The sequence below is a fragment of the uncultured Psychroserpens sp. genome (genome assembly GCF_947500255.1).
Classification (GTDB): Bacteria; Bacteroidota; Bacteroidia; order Flavobacteriales; family Flavobacteriaceae; genus Psychroserpens.
In genome coordinates this window covers 62,256-83,124 of the sequence record NZ_CANMRL010000007.1, presented here as the reverse complement: position 1 = coordinate 83,124, position 20,869 = coordinate 62,256, and the positions used below count along the sequence as shown (strand labels likewise).

Here is a 20,869-nt window from a genome sequence, read left to right as displayed (position 1 = left end):
CTCATTGTTTACACAATAAAACTTTAGTAATTAAGGTTATGATTGTTAGATTTAATTACTAACTTTGAACCGCTATTAATTCCCAAATTTACATTAGTTAAAAGCGTACTAGTTCTTCTTCAAATCAAGGATTAGTAAAAATTTGCCTACTTTAATATGAATATTAACTCATATATTGACCACACACTCTTAAGTGCATCTGCCACTGAACGTGACATTATCGATCATTGCAATCAAGCCAAGAAACATAAATTTTATGCTGTATGTATCAACAGTTGCTATGTCCCTTTAGCAAAACAATTATTAAAAGATACCAAAATAAAAATATGTACAGTTGTTGGATTCCCTTTAGGCGCCTCTTCTACTGAGGCAAAGGTTTTTGAAGCCAAACAAGCAATAAATGATGGTGCGCATGAAATAGACATGGTTATGAACATTGGAGTTTTTAAAAGCAAGAACTATGTTGAAGTTTTTAAAGACATCAAAGACGTTAAAACCGCAATTGGAAAAACCCCATTAAAAGTTATTATAGAAATTAGCGAACTTTCAAAAAACGGAATCGTAAAAGCTTCTGAAATTTGTCTTGACGCAAAAGTTGATTTTGTAAAAACATCAACAGGATTCACAAAAAGCGGAGCTACTCTTACTGCTGTGAAGATTATTAGAAAAACCGTTAGAGATAAATGCAAAATAAAAGCCTCTGGTGGCATAAGTGATTACGAAACTGCTCGAAAATATACAGATATTGGTGTTGAACGTATTGGAACATCAAAAGGTGTAGCAATTTCTAATGGTGAGTTTTCACGTGCTAATTACTAGTAGCTGTACTGTACTCTATCACAATATAAGATTTAACATAGTTTTTTCAGTTTTAGAATTAGAGTCATTTATATTTGATTATCACTAAAAACTCTAAAATGAAATCTTCCGTTTTCATCTTTATTAGTCTATTAACTCTCCTATTTGCCTGTAATGGTGATGTGAAAACAGAGAACACTACATCTGAAAACAATGACAATCGTGTTCGTTTCTATACAACAGACAGTATTCAAATCCAAGGTAAACTGTTTAAAACCAATAAAGAGGCTTCTATAATTCTATTATTCCATCAAGGTGGATCTAATTGGGAAGCCGAATATCATACCATTATACCCAAATTAACGAACAAAGGTTTTAATGTTCTTGCTATAGACCAGCGAGTAGGCGGACAAATTTATGGTAATCATAATAAAACCGTTTCTGATATATCTACCAATAATTACGGATACTGTGATGCTTATCCAGATTTAGAACGTACTCTAGATTATGTGATTTCTGAAGGGTTTACTGGCAAAAAATTAGTTTGGGGAAGTAGCTATAGTGCTTCGTTAGCTATCCAGTTAGCTCATAATAGATCAAAAGATATCGACGCAGTTTTGGCATTCTCACCAGCTTCAGGTGATCAATTAAAAGATTGCCTTCCTAATCCGTATTTTGAAACCTTGAAAGTTCCAATGCTGTTATTGCGGCCTCAAAGAGAAGCCGAATTTCAAAGCGTGAAAGATCAACTAGCATTGGCACAATCTTTCGGACATAAAACCTATGTGGCTCAATATGGTGTTCATGGCTCATCAATGTTAGTTGAAAGTCGAGTAGATCATGATGTCACAGACAATTGGAATGTTGTAAATGAATTTATAGACCCTTTTAAAAATTAAAACCTAATGAAACATATTTTTACACTTTTACTTATCGTTGCTATCTCTTTACCTTCATTTTCTCAAGAAAAAACTAAAGTAGAGTCTGAGACCACAACTTATTATTTTATTCGTCATGCCGAAAAAGATAGAAGTGATAAAACAAACAGAAATCCAGACTTAACTCAAACTGGTAAAACAAGAGCTATCCATTGGAGTGAAATTCTTCAGCATGTGAAATTTGATGCTGTATACTCAACACAATACAACCGAACTATGCAAACAGCAGCTCCAACAGCTGAGAAAAATAAAGTTGAAATTCAATTTTACGATCCTAGAGCATTATATTCTGAAGACTTCGCTACAGCAACAAAAGGTCAAACAGTCTTAGTTGTAGGTCATAGCAACACCACACCTGCTTTTGTCAATATGGTTTTGAAGGAAAAAAAATATGAAGATATTGATGACAATAATAACGGAAACTTATATATCGTTACTATTTCCAATGGAAAAACGATAGATCAAGTCCTAACTATTAATTAACCGTCACATTTTCCAATTCTATCTTAGATAAGAGTTTCAAGGCACCTTGATCAAATAGCTCTGCCAATTTGATCAATGGTATTGAAGGATTTTCAGGTTTGTAATTATTATAATCTACAAAGCGAATTCCCTCAACATAGCGTTCATTATACGCTTCTCTAAACCGTAATCCCAATCCGTCACTCTCATCATAGGAATAAGCGAGATAATCGACTTTAAAAGTATCTTTATTGATCCAATAGATAAAAACATCTTCATAGTCCTCTCCTCCTCCATCTTCGTTGAATGTGACTTTAATTGTATGATAAGTCTTATTTTTGATTGTTGTGTCATCTAACAATTCCTTATTAACAGCCTTGTCATTTAAACCATATGGCAATACAGAAAAATAATGAACAGAGTTCACTGAAGCTGAATATTTAACAGCCATTGAATCTCTAACAGCCATAGGAAAGTTATTTATAAGTCTCATGAATCCTTTATTGTTAAGGATATCCTTAGTCTCGTTAACCGAATCTTTAAATCTACGCTCTAAGTGGAAAACACCTTTGTTTCTAAAAGACATATAATGCTTGTCTCTAAAATCAAAATCTATGATAGTAGAATCTATTAAATGCCCTCCAGATACTTCAATACTTCTATCAATAAGTGATTGAGCAGACATATCTTCACGAACATCCTGTTTACAATTTAGAAAACAAAAAGACAAAATAACAACTACTAGATATTTCATATACGATTGGTTTAAAACTAAGTCGGAAAACTAATCATTTCATAACAGCTATAAAAGTTAAAAATAATTACCTTTGCTCTCCATGCAAAAACCGGTTAACATAAAGAATAAAAAAGCAAAATTTGAGTACGAAATTCTCGACACTTATACTGCTGGTATTGTGCTTACTGGAACTGAAATTAAATCCATTAGAGATAGCAAAGCTTCTATAGCCGAAAGTTTTTGTGAGTTTAATGATCGTGGTGAGTTATTTGTCATTAATATGACGATTCAAGAATATATCTACGGCAACTACTACAACCACAAACCTAAAGCCGAGCGTAAGCTTCTACTTAATAAACGTGAACTTAAAAAGTTAGAAAAAGAAGTTAATGTTAAAGGAAATGCAATTATTCCACTGCGTTTATTTATCAATGAAAAAGGCTTAGCAAAATTAGAAATTGCATTAGGAAAAGGTAAAAAACTCTTCGATAAACGTGACACCATTAAAGATCGTGACAATAAGCGAAACCTAGATCGTATTAAAAAAATCTACAAATAACACATTGTAAATTACCATGTATTCCAAGGCAATATTTAACAGTAAACTTGGTTTTATTTATGATTGTTTAACAAAAGTCATTTAAATTAATGGCTATGTTTGGCATCGCTTAGGCAACCTTTTTATAAAAAAATGCGTCTATATAAAAAAACCATCAATCAATTCTTATGAAACAAAATTTACTCCTTGCATTTACCCTTTTATTTAGTATTCACAGTTTTTCCCAAGTTAAAGGAACAGTAACAGACAATAATGACAAAGCCTTACCTTTTGTAAATATTTACATTGAAAACACATATACAGGAACCACTAGCAATGAAGACGGAAACTATGAGCTCAATATTACCAAATCTGGAAATTACACTGTTGTATTTCAGTATTTAGGTTACAAAACAGTAAAGAAAAAAGTAGACATCAATTCGTTTCCATATACTTTGGATGCAACTTTGTTAGATGAGGAAATCTCCCTAAATGAAGTAATTGTTAATGCCGAAGAAAACCCTGCAAATATCATCATGCGTCAGGCTATTGCCAAACGAAAAGAAAACCAAGCGAAAATACAGAGCTACAAATCAGATTTTTATTCTCGCGGATTGATCCGAATTAAAGATGCTCCAGAAAAAATTCTCGGTGCCGAAGTTGGTGATCTCGGAGGTGGATTAGACTCAACAAGAAGTGGTGTCATCTATTTATCTGAAACCGTTTCTAAATTAGAATTTTTAAGACCAAGTAAACTCAAAGAAAAAATATTAGCCTCTAAAGTGAGTGGTGATGATAATGGTTTTAGTTTTAATAATGCTATTGATGTCGATTATGATCTTTACAATAATACAGTAGAAATAGGAAATCAAATCATTACACCTATTGCAAATAATGCTTTTGGATATTATCGCTATAAATTAGAAGGTATCTTTTATGATGATAGAGGAAACCTCATCAATAAGATTAAAGCAACGCCAAGACGTGAAAATGACCCTGTTTTTGAAGGCTATATCTATATTGTTGAAGATCAATGGACTATATATGCGGCCGAATTAGATATCACAGGAACACAAGCCCGAATTCCTGCAGTTGATAAAATTACTATTACTCAAAACTTTTCGTTTTCTGAAAAAGATAATATTTGGGCAAAGATCTCTCAAAATATTGATTTCAAGTATGGTATCTTAGGAATTAAAGGAGATGGTCGATTTACTGCTGTATACAGTAGTTATGAATTCAATCCTGGTCTAACACGTAAGGATTTTACTCGAGAAATAGTATCGTTTGCAGACGAAGCCAATAAAAAAGATTCTACCTTTTGGAATACCATAAGACCTGTACCATTGACACTTGAAGAAGTCACAGATTATGTCAAAAAAGATAGCATCCAAATTGTAAGAGAATCTAAAACCTATAAAGATTCTGTAGACAGCGTTAATAATAAGTTTAAACTCGGTGATGTTATTGGAGGTTATACCTATAGAAATTCTTATGAAAACTGGAGCGCTGGCATTTCTTCTCCTATAGAAGCTATTAGTTTTAATACTGTTCAAGGTTGGAATGCCAATATTGGTGCGTTCTACACAAAAAGTTTTGATGACTTTGAGCGCTTCTTCTCTATAAGAGGAAATATTAATTATGGGTTTAGTGATGATCGCTTAAGAGGAACACTTTCTGCTACATACAAATTTAACAATAAGAGTAGACCATTCTTAACACTTTCTGGTGGTGTTACAACGCAACAGTTTAATGCGAGTAACCCTATTTCTAAAGCATTGAATACTGGTTTTTCTTTATTTTCTGAAGAAAATTACATGAAGATCTATGAGAATAGTTATGTTCAAGCCTCCTACTCTAATGAGTTATTTAACGGATTTAGAATTAATGCAAATTTAGGTTACCAAAGGCGCAAAGCATTATTCAATACCACAGATCAAGCTTGGTACCCTAAAGACGATAAGGTGTATACTAGTAATAATCCATTAGATGAAACGGCATATGGTGTAGCTCCTTTTGATACACATAACATTATGAAGTTTAATCTTACTGCACGTATCAATTTTGCACAAGATTATTTGAGTTATCCTAATGGAAAATTTAATGTCCCTAATTCTAAATACCCAACAGTTATTTTAGGTTATGAAAAAGGATTTGCATCATCTGTAGATGACTATAATTTTGATCAAGTAAAGCTTAGAGTTACACAAGGACTTAATTTAGGAGACAAAGGACGTTTTAGGTATAATGCGAAAGCTGGCAAATTCTTTGGTGGTGATGATATCGCTTTTGTTGATTTCCAGCACTTTAATGGCAACCAAACCCAGGTTGGTTCTGGCTCATATCTAAATGTATTTAATAATTTACCATACTATACAGCGAGTACAAATGATTCTTATTTAGAAATGCATGCCGAGCATGATTTTAATGGCTTCTTGCTAGGAAGAGTTCCGCTTTTAAAGAAACTTAATTTTAATTTAATTGTTGGTGCTCATGCTCTATCTACTCCAGACAACAAACCGTATCAAGAATATACAATAGGTTTAGACAATATTGGTTGGGGAAAATTTAGATTTTTACGTTTAGATTACGTACGTTCGTATCAAAGCGGATTTCAAAGCGATGCGATTTTGTTTGGTTTGAAATTCTTCTAATCTAAACATTATGAAAAATTTAGTTCTAATTGTTTTTGTTGTTGGTCTATTTAGTTATGGTCAAAACAATGACTATGCAAAAAAAGTTGAATCATTAGATAGCACAATAGAAACCCTTTACAGTGTAATCTCTGGCGATAAAGGTGAAGCTCGGAATTGGGAACTATTCAAATACCTTTTCCATAAAGACGCAAAGCTCATTCCTACTGGTAAGACTAAAGAAGGTGTACATGGTGCGACTTTCATGACGCCAGATGATTATATTCAACGTGCTGGTAAATGGCTTGTTGAAAATGGGTTCCACGAAGTTGAAATAGGTCGTAATGTGCAAACCTTTGGAAATATCACTCAAGTATTTAGCACCTATGAATCCTTTAGAAATAAAAGCGATACAGAACCTTTTATGCGAGGCATTAATAGTATTCAACTGCTTAATGATGGTAGTCGTTGGTGGATTATCAATATTTATTGGCAACAAGAAACAGATGATAACCAAATACCAAAAAAGTATCTTAAAAACAAATAAGATGATGAAGCTTATATTATGTATTTGTTTATCAATTTTTACCTATAAAAGTGTATATTCCCAAGAGAAAAAGACACTTACCCAAACCCTAGCAAAGCAAGATACCCGAAGCGCTAAACTAAAGGATATTTTAAATAAAAAAGTGGATTCAATAAATAGTCATTTCTCTAATACAGCATTAAGACAAAAGTTGAGCTCTAAATTAAATACTATTGGAAAAATCAAAACACAATATCAGCTTTCCGCTATCACAAAGCTAGATGACGATGAAATTAAAGAACTCTTTAGCAGAATGGCATTTATAGCACAACAATTCTATAAAGAACATGATTTTTATCTATTTGAATATTCTGTTGGATGGGCCGCTCCTTTTCTAATAAAAGAAAAAACAATCAATAACAAATCCGTAAGTATTATAAATGTACATGGCGGTTGTGTCGTAGGTGAGAAAACTAAAAAAGAAGCAGAAATTCTTGAGGTTTTCAACTATGAGATGAAACAACTACTATCAAAAGGTTAAATCATTTCAGTTTAGACATTTTACTTCTTATTTTTATCAAAACATTATTATCACATTAGCTATGACATTTTCATTTAAATCAAATACTCTTACACTATTAGCATTGTCTATAGGTTTTTTGACCTCTGCTCAAGATACTTCAATTAAAGCTCAACCTGTTTTTAAAGATGGTGAAGCTCAGATTGTCAAAGCATTCAGTGATTCGGGAAATTGGATCAGGCATGATCTCTGGGTCGAAACAAATTTTGATACTGATGGTGATGGTAAACCAGATCGCATGCATGTTGATGTAACACGACCTGAGCAAACTGACAGTGAAGGTTTAAAACTTCCTGTAATTTATGAAACTAGTCCATACTATGCTGGAGTTGCAGCCGATGTTGAAGGTGTATTCTGGAATGTAAAAGTAGAACTAGGAGAAGCTGCTGAAGAACGAGTGCATCCCGAAGTAAAGCGTCGCGGAAAACGTCCGATTATTTCCAATTCATTAATTAGAACTTGGTTGCCACGCGGTTATATAGTAGTACATTCATCATCGCCTGGAACAGGGCTGTCGCAAGGTGCTCCAACCGTTGGAGGTGATAATGAATCATTAGCACCAAAAGCTGTGATCGATTGGCTAAATGGTCGAGCAAAAGGTTACACCTCTCCTTACGGAACAGAGGAAGTAGAAGCATTTTGGTCTACAGGTAAGGTTGGCATGACTGGAACATCTTACAATGGAACTTTACCTCTAGCTGCAGCCACAACTGGCGTAGAAGGTTTAGAAGTGATTATTCCTGTAGCTCCTAATACATCCTATTATCATTACTACAGATCTAACGGATTGGTACGTTCTCCAGGTGGTTATTTAGGAGAAGATATAGATGTACTTTACGATTATATTCATAGTGGAGATGAAAGTAAACGTCCTTATAACAACAAAACAGTTAGAGATACAGAAATGGCAAATGGTATAGACAGAATTACTGGAGACTATAATGACTTTTGGGCTGGACGTGACTATCTTAATAAAATGAAATCAATGAAAGCTGCTTTATTAATGTCTCATGGATTTAACGATTGGAATGTTATGCCAGAACATAGCTTTCGTATCTATAAAGCTGCAAAAGAAAAAGGATTACCAACACAAATATATTACCATCAAAATGGACATGGTGGTCCTCCTCCAACTGCTATGATGAACCGTTGGTTTACACGATACTTACATGGCATTGAAAATGGTGTTGAAAATGAAGAGAACAAAGCATATATTGTTAGAGAGGATGATAAAAGAGCAAATCCAACAGCTTATAAGGATTATCCAAACCCAGATGCTACAAATGTTATTTTACATCTCTCTTCTGGTGGAAATAACGTTGGAGGCTTGACTACATCCAAAACTAAAGGTAAGGTAAAAACCGAACAACTCATTGATAATGTAAGCTTCTCTGGAAAAGATTTAGCGAAAGCTGAAAGTTCAAAAAACAGATTGTTATATGTCTCTCCAACACTTACTGAAGATATACATATCTCAGGATTAGCAAACATAACTATTGAATTAAGTAGTAGTAAACCTGCAGCAAACCTATCGGTTTGGCTAGTTGCATTACCTTGGGATGGCGGAAAAATTACTAACGACATTATTACTCGTGGTTGGGCAGATCCTCAAAACCATAAGTCGCTTAGCGAAAGTGAACCGTTACAACCCAATAAAACATATAGCTTAAATTTTGACTTGCAACCAGATGACCAAATCATTAAGAAAGGCCAGCAAATAGGATTAATGATCTTTTCAAGCGATCAAGAATTTACACTGCATCCAGATTCGGGAACTCAGTTAACAATTAACATTAAAAACACCAATTTAAAGCTTCCAATAGTTGGAGGAATAAAGGCTTATAAGAAAGCTACAAACAAATAAATGACAGAAATTCGTATTGTAAAAAATAAAGATGACTGCCATACTATTGCACAGTTAGCCAACCTCATTTGGCATGAGCATTACACACCTATAATTGGAGTTGACCAAGTCGAATACATGTTAGCTAAATTTCAGTCTCCTGAAGCCATTAGTACGCAAATTGAGAATGGTTATATGTATTATATCATCAGTCACAATCAAAACCTAGCAGGTTACTTATCTATTAAAAAGAAAAACACTTCCTTATTTCTAAGTAAAATATATGTATCAAAAGACCTTAGAGGTCTTGGTATTGGAAAAACAGCATTAAACTTTATTGAACAAGAAGCAATTAATAATAGATGCCAATCTATAACGCTAACTATAAATAGACATAATACGCATTCTATTAAAGCCTATGAGAAATTAGGGTTCATAAAAACAGGAACAGTAGTTCAAGATATAGGCCAAGGGTATGTTATGGACGATTATACAATGGAAAGGTTCTTATAAGACTAGTTTTTGCAAAAATCCGTGACTTATACCTACTTTTTAATCAACTTAAACATATCTTCAACACCATTTGAAGCCACTGTAAAAAAGTATAATCCTGAAGCTAAACCAGTAGTTTCAATACTTTCTGGATTTTGAAATTCAATTTAATTCTTATCCTCTAACAAAGGCACAAATCGAAATTCTCCAAACTCATGTTGTTCAAACTCTTTGAGACCTTTTCTAATGAAGAGTGTCATAATTTGTATGTCATCTCCAACTGGAATAACCAACCGACCTCCTATTTTTAATTGACTTAATAATGGTTTTGGGACAAAAGGCGCTCCAGCCGTGACAATAATACTATCAAAAGGTGCTTCAGATTCTAAACCTATATAACCGTCTCCAAAAATGAATTTTTTGGCTCTATATCCTAACTTTGGTAAAAACTTACTGGTTTTTTTATATAGTTCATGCTGACGTTCAATACTAAACACCTTTGCTCCTAACACACACAATACAGCAGTTTGGTAGCCACTTCCAGTTCCAATTTCTAAAACTTTATCGCCAGATTTAACTTGTAATAATTCGGTTTGAAAAGCCACTGTATAAGGCTGTGAAATCGTTTGATCTGCTGCAATAGGAAAAGCTTTATCTTGATAGGCATGATCTAAAAACCCAGAATCCATAAATAGGTGTCTAGGAATTTTACCAATAGCATTTAACACCTGTTCGTTGGTAATCCCTTTCTTTTTAATCGTTGCGACCAGTTTTTGTCGTAGTCCTTGATGTTTAAGCGTGTCTTTCAAAGTAGTTAAGTTTACTATGCTAAAATAACTGAAACATTTTTATACTGAAAGTTAAATCTAATTGATTTATCAACTACATAAAAACAACTATTTTTTATTATTCATTTCACACAAAAAAACTCTGAAAAATCTTATTTTTGTTGAAAACATAAAATAATGCTAAAAGCAGGTGTTCTTGGTGCTGGTCACCTTGGTAAAATTCATTTAAGACTTCTTAATCAATCTGATAAATATAATCTTGTTGGGTTTTATGATGCAGACGAAACCAATGCAAAAAAGGTAGAAGCAGAATTTGGTTACAAATATTTTGATTCAATTGAAGGGCTTATAGAAGCTGTAGATATGGTAGATATCGTTACGCCAACCTTATCTCACTATGATTGTGCTAAAAAAGCCATTGCCAAAGGCAAGCATATTTTTATTGAGAAACCTATTACGAATACAGTTGAAGAAGCAGAGCACATTAGGTCTTTATTAGCTGAACATGATATTAGAGGGCAAGTTGGGCATGTAGAGCGTTTTAATCCTGCATTTATTGCGGTGAGAGATCAAGTAAACAATCCAATGTTTATTGAAACACATCGATTAGCTGAATTCAACCCTCGTGGTACAGATGTTCCTGTTGTTCTTGACTTAATGATTCATGATATTGATATTATCTTGAGCGTAGTGAAGTCTAAAGTAAAGAACGTCTCAGCTAGTGGTGTTTCAGTTATTAGTGATACTCCTGATATTGCAAATGCACGTATTGAATTCGAAAATGGCTGTGTTGCCAATTTAACAGCCAGTCGTATTTCACTAAAGAATATGAGAAAAACACGTTTCTTTCAAAAAGATGCTTATATCTCTGTAGATTTTCTTGAAAAGAAATGTGAAGTTGTAAAAATGAAAGATGCACCTGAACAACCTGGAGATTTTGATATGATACTCCAAAATGCTGAAGGTATAAAAAAGCAAATCTATTTTGATAACCCTGAAATAGCTAACAATAATGCTATTTTAGATGAGCTAGAAACCTTTGCCGATGCTATTAACAATAATACCACGCCTATCGTGACATTACACGATGGTACCGAAGCATTACGAGTTGCAACGATGATTATAGATCAATTTTAATCTCCTTTGAAGAAGGAAACCTCAATACTTAAAAAAAAACAATAATACGATTTCCAATCTTATGGAAATAAAAACTAATTTTCAATGAAAAATGTAGCAGTAATTGGAGCTGGAACTATGGGAAACGGAATTGCCCACACCTTCGCTCAATCTGGATTTAAAGTTCAATTAATAGATATCAGCGAAGACTCTCTTAAACGAGGCATGGCTACCATTTCTAAAAATTTAGATAGAATGGTTGCTAAGGAGAAAATTTCCGAAGCCGATAAGCAAGCCACTTTAGATAATATTACAACGTTTACTAATATCACCGAAGGAGTAGAATATGCTGGTCTTGTCGTTGAAGCTGCCACAGAAAATATTGATTTAAAACTAAACATCTTTAAACAGTTAGATGACGCTTGTCCAGATGATACTATTTTAGCTACTAATACGTCTTCGATTTCTATTACGCAAATTGCTGCCGTGACCTCTCGTCCAGATATGGTTATTGGGATGCATTTTATGAATCCTGTACCAATCATGAAGCTTGTTGAGATTATTCGTGGCTACAATACTAGTGATGATGTAACTAATACGATTATGGAATTGTCAAGAACTCTAGGTAAAACACCTACAGAAGTTAATGATTATCCTGGATTTGTAGCTAATCGTATTTTAATGCCAATGCTCAATGAGTCTATCGAGACCTTGTATAATGGTGTTGCTGGTGTCGAAGAAATAGATACGGTTATGAAATTAGGTATGGCACATCCAATGGGTCCTCTACAACTAGCCGATTTTATTGGACTTGACGTGTGCTTATCTATTTTGAACGTAATGTACGACGGGTTCAAAAACCCAAAATACGCACCTTGCCCTTTACTTGTTAATATGGTAAGAGCAGGAAAGCTAGGTGTTAAATCTGGTGAAGGGTTTTATGATTATTCTGAAAGCCGAAAAGCAGAAACAGTAGCAAAACAGTTTGTAAAGTAACTTCCTTTTTTAGTATTTGTATGAAGCGTTTGTTTATTTGTGGTGTTATCTTTTTTTGTACAATGGCATGCAAACAAGATAACAAAACAATATCTAAACCAGTGATATCTGTAACTAAAGTAGATAGTAAACAAGATTCTGTTTTAGTTACTGAGAAAAAAACAGACTATTATAAACTCTTCGAGGACCAACTAAATTACAACTCAGACGGTTTTGACTTTCCAGTTGGAAAACCCAATGCTCGTGGTTATTACAATGCTCAAAAATTTCAAGATAATGATCATCTTGGTGATGATTGGAATGGTGTTGGTGGCGGAAATTCAGACTTAGGAGACCCTATATATTCTTTAGCAAATGGTTATATTAGTGAAGTAAAAGATTATGAAGGTGGTTGGGGTAATGTCGTTAGAATAGTGCACTTACATAACAATAAACTATACGAATCCTTATATGCACATTGTGATACTATCATGGTGTCTGAGAATCAATTCGTAAAAAAAGGTGAGCAAATTGCTACTATTGGCAACTGTAATGGTAACTACCTCGCTCATTTACATTTAGAGTTAAGGGATTCGGTTGGCTTAAGTATTGGTCCTGGATATTCTTCAGATACAACAGGATATTTAGACCCTACAGATTTTATAAATAAAAACAGAAACTAATTGGCAAAAATACTTCCATTTAAAGCAGTTCGACCTACACGAGATAAAGTGAGTTTGGTGGCTTCTCGCTCGTACCAAACTTATACACAAGCTGAACGTGAAGCTCGCTTAGATTATAATCCTTTTTCATTTTTACATATTGTAAATCCAGGTTATAAGTACGCAAGAGAAATTACAGGTACCGAACGCTATACTCTGGTAAGAAACCGTTATTTAGAATTTAAGGAAGATAATGTATTTGTACATGACAAAACACCCTCATTTTACATTTACAAGATTGTAGATAGAGACCATCAAGTATTTAATGGAATTGTGGCAGCCGCTAGTGCTGAAGATTATGAAAATGACGTTATAAAAAAGCATGAAGATACTATAGAGTACCGTGAGCGTATTTTTAAAGATTACCTAAAAACTGTAGGTTTTAATGCAGAGCCTGTGCTCCTTACCTATCCTGACAATAAGGTCATCTCAACAATTATCGCTAAAGCACAGAAGGAGCGCGCAGAATTTGAATTTACTACCACCTACAGAGATACACATTATCTTTGGAAATTGGATGATCCAAACCTCATTGAGGTTGTAAAAAATGAGTTTGAAAAGATGTCGACCATTTACATAGCCGATGGACATCATCGCTCTGCGTCGTCTTACTTATTATACCAAGACGAAAAAAGTAATAATCCAGACCATAAAGGTGATGAATCTTATAACCAATTTATGACCTTTCTCATACCTGAGTCTGAATTGCGTATTCATGAATTCAATAGACTGGTTAAAGATTTAAATGGTCTTACAAAAGAAGAATTCTTAATTGAATTAGATACCATATTCAGAATAGAAAACAGAGGTATTATGCCATATAAACCATCTAAAAAGCATCACTTCAGCATGTATCTTGATGGTGAATTCTATTCCTTATACCTAAGAAAATCGCTATACAATTTCAAAACCTCCTTGGACGCTCTAGACCCTCAGATCTTATACAATACTATTCTCAAACCCATTTTAGGTATTGATGATTTACGAAACGATGTACGTATTGATTATGTTAACGGAAAGAAAGACATCATTAATGTAAAAGATCGTATTGACAATGGCGAATTTGCTGTTGGTTTTGGTATGGTTCCTGTAGATATCAATGAAATGAAGCATATTGCTGATGACGGACTCAAAATGCCACCGAAGAGTACATTTATTGAACCAAAACTACGAAGCGGTGTTACTATATACGAATTCTAAAAATGAGCATACAAGACAACCTAAATAAAATAAACTCTCAACTCCCAGAACATATCACGCTTGTTGCCGTGTCTAAAACCAAACCTGTAAGTGATTTGATGGAAGCCTATAAAGCTGGTCAACGGATTTTTGGAGAAAATAAAATCCAAGAAATGGTTGAGAAACATGAGCAAATGCCAAATGATATTGAATGGCATATGATAGGTCATGTGCAACGCAATAAAGTCAAATACATGGCTGAATTTGTACATTTAATTCATGGAATAGACAGTTTAAAATTACTCAAGGAAGTTGATAAACAAGCTAAAAAACATGACAGAATCATTAATTGTCTACTTCAAATTAAAATTGCAGAAGAAGACAGTAAATTTGGTCTGTCTTTAAGCGATGCTAAAGAATTATTGACATCAGAAGAATTTTCACAATTAAACAACGTTAACATTAGTGGTGTTATGGGAATGGCAACATTTACTACTAACAATTCACAGATTGAACAAGAATTTAAGAGACTTAAAACGACGTTCGATGAATTAAAAAGCATACAGCATTCAATTGAAATTATAAGCATGGGCATGAGTGGAGATTACCAATTAGCGATTGATTGTGGAAGTACTATGATTCGTGTAGGAAGTAGTATATTTGGTAGTCGTAATTATTCAAATTAAAAACAGAGATATATCTACGCAATTTTAGACATAGAGACCACTGGAGGAAAATACAATGAAGAAGGTATTACAGAGATTGCTATTTATAAGTTTGATGGTCACCAAGTACTTGACAAATTTATTAGTTTGGTCAATCCTGAACGAGAAATTCAACCCTTTGTAGTTAATCTAACAGGTATAAACAATAATATGCTTAAAAGTGCACCAAAGTTCTATGAGGTAGCCAAGCGTATTGTTGAAATTACTGAAGATTGTATTATTGTTGCCCATAATGCACAATTTGATTATAGAATTTTACGCACCGAGTTTAAGCGTTTAGGCTTTGGCTTTAAGCGAAAAACATTATGCACAGTAGAACTTTCAAAGCAATTAATTCCAGATCAACCGTCTTATAGTTTAGGCAAATTAACGCGTGCTCTTGGCATTCCTGTTAGTGATAGACATAGAGCCAATGGTGATGCTATGGCAACAGTAAAGCTTTTTAAAATGTTACTGTCAAAAGATTTGGATAAGCACATCATAAAAGACAATATAAAAACGGAAATCATCAAACGTCTTAATGATAACCACCGCGTAATTATTGATAAGTTACCATCCATTACAGGTGTTTATTACATTCATGATGAAAATGGTGAAATCATATACATTGGAAAAAGTAAAAATATCAAGCATCGTATTAATCAGCATTTCACAAATAATAGTACCAAGTCAAAAAAACTACAACTCTTAGCTAAGTCTGTGACCTATGAAGCTACAGGTAGTGAACTAGTTGCATTGCTAAAAGAAAGCGAAGAAATAAAAAGAAATAAACCTCTGTATAACAGGGCGTTAAGAAGAACTATATTTACTCATGCTTTATATCATTTTATTGACGAAAATGGTTATATCAATTTAAAAATTGACAAAACAAATACTAAAGAAAAACCTGTCACCACATTTAGCAATATGCAAAGTGCCAAAAGTTTCATGTTCAAAGTTGTGGAACATTATGGGCTTTGTCAAAAACTAACAGGATTATATTCTACAAAATCAAATTGTTTCAACTACACCATTAAAAGCTGTAATGGCGCATGCCTTAACGAAGAATCCCCTGAAGACTATAACAAACGTGTTCATGAGCTCATTTCAAAAAATAGCTATGAAAATAAAAATATGGTCATTATAGATCAAGGTCGCGACATTGATGAAAAAAGTGTAATCTATATAGAAAATGGAGTCTTTAAAGGTTTAGGTTTTTATGACCTCAATCACCAGATTAATACTATCGAAGTCCTTGAATCTATAATTACACCTATGGAAAATAATAGAGACACGCAGCACATTATACAAAGCTACTTAAGACGAAACAAGAAAGTTAAGACAATTTCACTCAACAGTATATGAAATATATTACTCTTATCTTACTTTTATTTTTTTTAACAGCAAATGCCCAAAATGAGTATCACTCTGAAGGCTTCGAAGTAACAAAACCTGATATTGAGCAAAAAATTTTCGCAAAAGACTCTACGGCGAATGCCTTGGTTATATATGAATATGGAAATAGTTATGTGGACAAATCTTCTTATAAACTAAACACTGAAGTCAAGCGAAAAATAAAAATTCTAAACCGAAATGGTTTTGAACATGCCGAAATCTCAATTTTTCTCTATGATGACAAAAAAGGAGGTAAAGAAAAAATTAAAGACATTAATGCTACGGTTTATAATATCAAAAATGGTGAAGTTATAACGACCAAACTTGAAAAAGCTGCCATTTTTGAAGAGCAATACAACGACAAATACAAACTTGTAAAATTTGCTTTTCCAAGTATCAAAGAAGGCTCTGTAATTAACTATAGCTATACCTTAGAATCTCCGTTTATGTTTAAGTATAAAGGTTGGAATTTCCAAGATGATATCCCAGTATTGTATAGTGAGTATAACGCCAGCATACCTGCAAATTGGGAATATAATATTAAACTAGTCGGCGGACAAAAATTAACTACCAACTATTCTGGAGTAAAAAAGAATTGCTTACAAGGTGGCGGAGGTGCTAATGCAAATTGTGGTGTATATAAATATGTTATGAAGAATATTCCTGCTTTTATTGAAGAAGGTTATATGACAACTAAAGATAATTATCTGGCAAGAATTGAATATGAATTGAAAGTATTTAGAGGTTTTAATGGGTCTATTGATAATATAACCAAAACATGGAAGTCTACAGATAATGAAATTGAAAAAGATACCGATTTAGGCATTCAACTTAGAAAAACCAAAACTGTAAAAAACGCAATAGATTATGATTTTAATATTGAATCTGACGATTTAAAAAAAGCACAAAGTATATTTAAATACGTCCAAGAAAATTTTGTTTGGAATGAAAAGTTTAGGGTTTTAGAAAATATTTCGATCAAAGATCTTATCAAAGAAAAATCTGGAAATGTTGGAGAAATCAACACTTTTCTAAATAACCTTTTAATTGCCTATGGTATAGATGCCAAACCAATCTTATTGTCAACAAGAAGAAATGGCTTTGCTACAAAGATATATCCTGTATTATCAGATTTCAATTACCTTATTGTTAAGGTAGACATAGACGGAAAAACATATCTTTTAGATGCCACTGACGACTATCTAACATTTGGTCAAATTCCATTTAGATGCCTTAATCAATATGGTAGATTACTAGATTTTGACAAAGGAAGTCAATGGTATGATATCGATATTAAGGATTTTAGTTTAGCCGAATACAGTTATACTCTAGATTTTGATGCCAATCAACAATTAAAAGGTAATGTCAACTATAAGACTACTGGTTATAATGCATTAAGTGATCGTAAAAACTACTTTAACAATACCGCTGCTTATGTAGATCGTATTAAAAGTCGATATGCGTCGGTAGATATTTCGGATTCAAAAATTATAAGTACTGATAAAAAAAGTTCTGATTTTTATTTTAATTTCAAAGTAGAAACAACACCTGACATTGTTGGCAATACAGTTTACCTTAACCCGTTTCTGTTTAAGTTTTTTACAGAAAACCCATTCAAACTTCAAGAAAGAACGTATCCCATTGACTTTGGGTACAAAGACGTTTTTATTCATAAGATCAAAGTCAATATTGATGAGTCCTATCAAATTAATGAAATTCCAGAATCTTTTAATTTAAAGTTACCGGAAAACAAAGGTTCTCTTTTTGTGTCTACACAGCAAAATGGAAATTCAGTAACCTTATATTTAAAATTATCGTTCAATGAGTCCATATACGACTCTATTTATTATGACGCCTTAAAAACGATTATGACTAAAGTCATCGATACTCAAAACAATGCACTTATTGTTTTAGAGAAAAAACAATAAACTTTTTAGTATTTTTGAATTAATGAGCAACCTAACATCAAAGTGGCAAAAAAAACTTCATGAAATAATTTATGAAGCAGACACACCTGCTGGAAAATTATTTGATGTGGTTCTGCTTATTGTTATTCTTACTAGCATTATTTTAGTTATGCTAGAAAGTGTTGACAGTATTGATACAAAATATCATAACTTTCTTGTTGTTTCTGAATGGATTATTACTATTTTATTTTCTATAGAATATATTGCTAGGGTCATCACTGTTAAAAAACCATGGAAGTATGTTTTTAGTTTCTATGGCATTGTAGACCTCTTATCTACAATACCTATGTATCTATCATTCTTTTTTGTAAGTTCTAGTTCATTTGTTGCGTTTAGAGCTTTACGACTATTACGAGTCTTTAGAATTTTAAAACTTACTCGCTATATAGGTGCTTCAACAAATTTTGTTCGCGCCTTAAAAACGAGTCGTGCAAAAATTGCCGTTTTTCTTTCATTCGTGATCATTCTTTGTATCATTTTAGGTACAGTCATGTATTTGGTTGAAAGTGAAGAAGGTAGTGGGTTTACAAGTATTCCTAGAAGTGTCTATTGGGCTATTGTCACCTTAACTACTGTAGGTTATGGAGACATTGCTCCCGCAACACCTTTAGGTCAATTCATTGCATCCTTAATAATGATAATGGGTTACGGGATTATTGCTATACCAACTGGAATCGTTTCATCTGAAATGACAAAAATAAAAAAGCATGATGTACACACAAACACACAATCCTGCCCAAACTGTTTAGCTGGTAATCACCGCGATGGTGCTCACTTTTGCCATAATTGTGGTAATATTTTAAATGAAGAATAAATATTTAATATCTATTGTTGGTCCTACTGCCATAGGAAAAACAGCACTTAGTATTAAACTAGCTAATTATTTTAATACGGAAATCATATCGGCAGATTCTAGACAATTCTACAAAGAAATGCAAATTGGAACTGCAGCGCCAACGCCATCAGAATTAGCAGCCGCTCCACATCATTTTATTAAACATTTATCTGTAGAGAATTATTACAATGTTGGTGCTTTTGAAAATGACGCTATTGCCTTACTTAAAACACTTCATGAAGAACATCAAGTTGTTATTATGGTTGGCGGCTCTGGGTTATATGTTAATGCGGTCACAAAAGGTTTAGATGAATTGCCAAAGGTTGATATAGCCATAAGAGAGCAACTTAATACTAGACTACAAACCGACGGACTTGAAGCCTTACAATTTCAGCTGAAACAATTAGACCCAAAAGCTTATCAATCTATTGCTATAAATAATCCACAACGTGTGATAAGAGCTTTGGAGGTTTGCTTATCTAGCGGAAAGCCCTACTCTTCCTTTTTAAAAGGTCAGGATAAATCGAGAGTCTTTAAAACAATTACAATTGGTTTAACAGCCGATCGAGCTGTTATATATGATAGAATTAATAGACGTGTTGATTTAATGATTGATGAAGGACTAATTGATGAGGTCAAAAGCTTACAATCTAAGCAGAACCTTAATGCTTTAAATACGGTTGGTTATAAAGAGTTATTTAAGTATTTGAATGGAGAATGGGATCTAAATTTTGCCATTTCAGAAATAAAAAAGAATACGAGACGCTTTGCAAAACGACAACTTACTTGGTTTAAAAAAAATGAAGATACACTTTGGTTTGATTATGAATACGACCTAGAGGCTATTATAAAAGCCATCAAAACACAAATTTAACCAATAAAAAAGCCAATCATTAAATGACTGGCTTTTTGTTTTATAACTAATTCTCTTTAAGCATCTTGATTAACTACTAATCTAAAGCCTTCACCATGAATATTTAAAATTTCAACGTTTTCATCTAATTTTAAATACTTTCTTAGTTTAGCGATATATACATCCATACTACGTGATGTAAAATAGTTATCGTCTCTCCATATTTTGGTTAACGCTAATTCACGAGGCATTAAATCATTTTCATGCAATGCTAACATACGGAGTAATTCATTTTCTTTTGGAGATAATTTAATAGGATCTTTACCATTAAATTTCAAGAAACGCAACTTAGAGTTTAAATCAAATCTTCCAATTTTGAATTCAAATTGCTTACTATCTGCGATTGTATCTGTAGCTTTTCTTTGCATGATCGCCTTGATCTTCATTAAAAGTACTTCGCTATCAAATGGCTTATTTAAATAGTCGTCTGCTCCTACTTTATAACCTTTAAGCACGTCCTCTTTCATAGCCTTGGCTGTTAAGAAAATAATCGGTACATCAGTATTCTTTTCTCTAATCTCTTTGGCTAGAGTAAATCCATCTTTGTAAGGCATCATTACATCTAAGATACACAGATCGTAATCATCCTTTTTGAATTTTTCGAAACCTTCCATTCCGTTTTTAGCATGAACCACATCATAGTCGTTCATATTTAAATAATCTTTTAAAACAGTTCCAAAATTTGGATCGTCTTCTACTAAAAGTATTTTCTTATTTTGCTCTTCCATA

At 33.1% G+C, this 20,869-nt stretch carries 22 protein-coding genes; 19 read left to right on the top strand and 3 right to left on the bottom strand.

Going from position 1 to position 20,869, the window contains the following annotated elements; all coding sequences use genetic code 11:
- Positions 1–156 precede the first annotated feature (156 nt).
- The 3 genes from deoC (at position 157) to Q0783_RS16845 (ending at position 2,219) form a co-directional block, all read left to right on the top strand.
- Entirely contained in the window at positions 157–819 is a 663-nt protein-coding gene (deoC, locus tag Q0783_RS16855; protein WP_298897082.1) for a deoxyribose-phosphate aldolase, read from the top strand.
- 98 nt (positions 820–917) lie between these two features.
- Positions 918–1,697: a hypothetical protein gene (locus Q0783_RS16850; RefSeq protein ID WP_298897080.1), complete on the top strand. Its 780-nt coding sequence runs from the start codon at positions 918–920 to the stop codon at positions 1,695–1,697.
- 6 nt (positions 1,698–1,703) lie between these two features.
- On the top strand, positions 1,704–2,219 hold the full coding sequence (locus Q0783_RS16845) for a phosphoglycerate mutase family protein (RefSeq protein WP_298897078.1): 516 nt from the start codon (positions 1,704–1,706) through the stop codon (positions 2,217–2,219).
- Here the strand turns inward: Q0783_RS16845 and Q0783_RS16840 are convergent.
- Positions 2,212–2,952, bottom strand: coding sequence for a DUF6503 family protein (locus Q0783_RS16840; protein ID WP_298897076.1), 741 nt, complete (start codon positions 2,950–2,952; stop codon positions 2,212–2,214). The genes Q0783_RS16845 and Q0783_RS16840 overlap by 8 nt on opposite strands.
- Before the next feature lie 82 nt (positions 2,953–3,034).
- Here Q0783_RS16840 and smpB point away from each other — a divergent pair, with 82 nt between their 5' ends.
- The 7 genes from smpB (at position 3,035) to Q0783_RS16805 (ending at position 9,705) form a co-directional block, all read left to right on the top strand.
- A complete protein-coding gene (gene smpB, locus Q0783_RS16835; RefSeq protein WP_230935582.1) occupies positions 3,035–3,493 on the top strand; it encodes an SsrA-binding protein SmpB in 459 nt (152 codons plus the stop codon).
- A gap of 167 nt (positions 3,494–3,660) precedes the next feature.
- Positions 3,661–6,126: a DUF5686 and carboxypeptidase regulatory-like domain-containing protein gene (locus Q0783_RS16830; RefSeq protein ID WP_298897074.1), complete on the top strand. Its 2,466-nt coding sequence runs from the start codon at positions 3,661–3,663 to the stop codon at positions 6,124–6,126.
- Between the two features lie 10 nt (positions 6,127–6,136).
- Positions 6,137–6,652, top strand: a complete 516-nt coding sequence (locus tag Q0783_RS16825) for a hypothetical protein (RefSeq protein WP_298897072.1) — start codon at positions 6,137–6,139, stop codon at positions 6,650–6,652.
- Position 6,653: 1 nt separating this feature from the next.
- The gene (locus Q0783_RS16820) at positions 6,654–7,172 is read left to right on the top strand and encodes a hypothetical protein (RefSeq protein ID WP_298897070.1); all 519 of its coding nucleotides are present in this window, start codon (positions 6,654–6,656) and stop codon (positions 7,170–7,172) included.
- Between the two features lie 61 nt (positions 7,173–7,233).
- The gene (locus Q0783_RS16815) at positions 7,234–9,075 is read left to right on the top strand and encodes a Xaa-Pro dipeptidyl-peptidase (protein ID WP_298897068.1); all 1,842 of its coding nucleotides are present in this window, start codon (positions 7,234–7,236) and stop codon (positions 9,073–9,075) included.
- Positions 9,076–9,567, top strand: coding sequence for a GNAT family N-acetyltransferase (locus Q0783_RS16810; protein ID WP_298897066.1), 492 nt, complete (start codon positions 9,076–9,078; stop codon positions 9,565–9,567).
- 9 nt (positions 9,568–9,576) lie between these two features.
- Complete coding sequence (locus Q0783_RS16805; protein WP_298897064.1) at positions 9,577–9,705, top strand: hypothetical protein; 129 nt, start codon at positions 9,577–9,579, stop codon at positions 9,703–9,705.
- A gap of 8 nt (positions 9,706–9,713) precedes the next feature.
- Here the strand turns inward: Q0783_RS16805 and Q0783_RS16800 are convergent, their stop codons facing one another.
- Positions 9,714–10,355 carry a protein-L-isoaspartate(D-aspartate) O-methyltransferase gene (locus Q0783_RS16800; protein ID WP_298897062.1) on the bottom strand — a complete coding sequence of 214 codons (642 nt, stop codon included), beginning with the start codon at positions 10,353–10,355 and terminating at the stop codon, positions 9,714–9,716.
- A gap of 156 nt (positions 10,356–10,511) precedes the next feature.
- On the opposite strand from Q0783_RS16800, the gene Q0783_RS16795 reads away from it, so the two are divergent.
- The 9 genes from Q0783_RS16795 (at position 10,512) to miaA (ending at position 20,101) form a co-directional block, all read left to right on the top strand.
- A complete protein-coding gene (locus tag Q0783_RS16795) occupies positions 10,512–11,471 on the top strand; it encodes a Gfo/Idh/MocA family oxidoreductase (RefSeq protein ID WP_298897060.1) in 960 nt (319 codons plus the stop codon).
- An 84-nt stretch (positions 11,472–11,555) separates the two neighbouring features.
- Complete coding sequence (locus Q0783_RS16790) at positions 11,556–12,446, top strand: 3-hydroxybutyryl-CoA dehydrogenase (RefSeq protein WP_298897058.1); 891 nt, start codon at positions 11,556–11,558, stop codon at positions 12,444–12,446.
- Between the two features lie 62 nt (positions 12,447–12,508).
- Complete coding sequence (locus Q0783_RS16785) at positions 12,509–13,108, top strand: M23 family metallopeptidase (protein WP_298897056.1); 600 nt, start codon at positions 12,509–12,511, stop codon at positions 13,106–13,108.
- A complete protein-coding gene (locus Q0783_RS16780) occupies positions 13,109–14,347 on the top strand; it encodes a DUF1015 domain-containing protein (protein ID WP_298897054.1) in 1,239 nt (412 codons plus the stop codon).
- A 2-nt stretch (positions 14,348–14,349) separates the two neighbouring features.
- A complete protein-coding gene (locus Q0783_RS16775) occupies positions 14,350–15,012 on the top strand; it encodes a YggS family pyridoxal phosphate-dependent enzyme (protein ID WP_298897052.1) in 663 nt (220 codons plus the stop codon).
- Positions 15,013–15,024: 12 nt separating this feature from the next.
- Positions 15,025–16,395 (top strand): exonuclease domain-containing protein, encoded by a 1,371-nt coding sequence (locus Q0783_RS16770; protein WP_298897353.1) that lies wholly within the window; start codon positions 15,025–15,027, stop codon positions 16,393–16,395.
- Positions 16,392–18,353: a DUF3857 domain-containing protein gene (locus tag Q0783_RS16765; RefSeq protein WP_298897050.1), complete on the top strand. Its 1,962-nt coding sequence runs from the start codon at positions 16,392–16,394 to the stop codon at positions 18,351–18,353. The genes Q0783_RS16770 and Q0783_RS16765 overlap by 4 nt, the downstream gene beginning before the upstream one ends.
- A 22-nt stretch (positions 18,354–18,375) precedes the next feature.
- Positions 18,376–19,206, top strand: coding sequence for an ion transporter (locus Q0783_RS16760; RefSeq protein ID WP_298897048.1), 831 nt, complete (start codon positions 18,376–18,378; stop codon positions 19,204–19,206).
- Positions 19,196–20,101 (top strand): tRNA (adenosine(37)-N6)-dimethylallyltransferase MiaA, encoded by a 906-nt coding sequence (gene miaA, locus Q0783_RS16755; protein WP_298897046.1) that lies wholly within the window; start codon positions 19,196–19,198, stop codon positions 20,099–20,101. Before Q0783_RS16760 ends, miaA begins: the two co-directional genes overlap by 11 nt.
- 56 nt (positions 20,102–20,157) lie before the next feature.
- Here miaA and Q0783_RS16750 read toward each other — a convergent pair whose 3' ends face one another.
- Positions 20,158–20,868 (bottom strand): response regulator transcription factor, encoded by a 711-nt coding sequence (locus Q0783_RS16750; protein WP_230935597.1) that lies wholly within the window; start codon positions 20,866–20,868, stop codon positions 20,158–20,160.
- Between the last annotated feature and the right edge of the window lies 1 nt (position 20,869).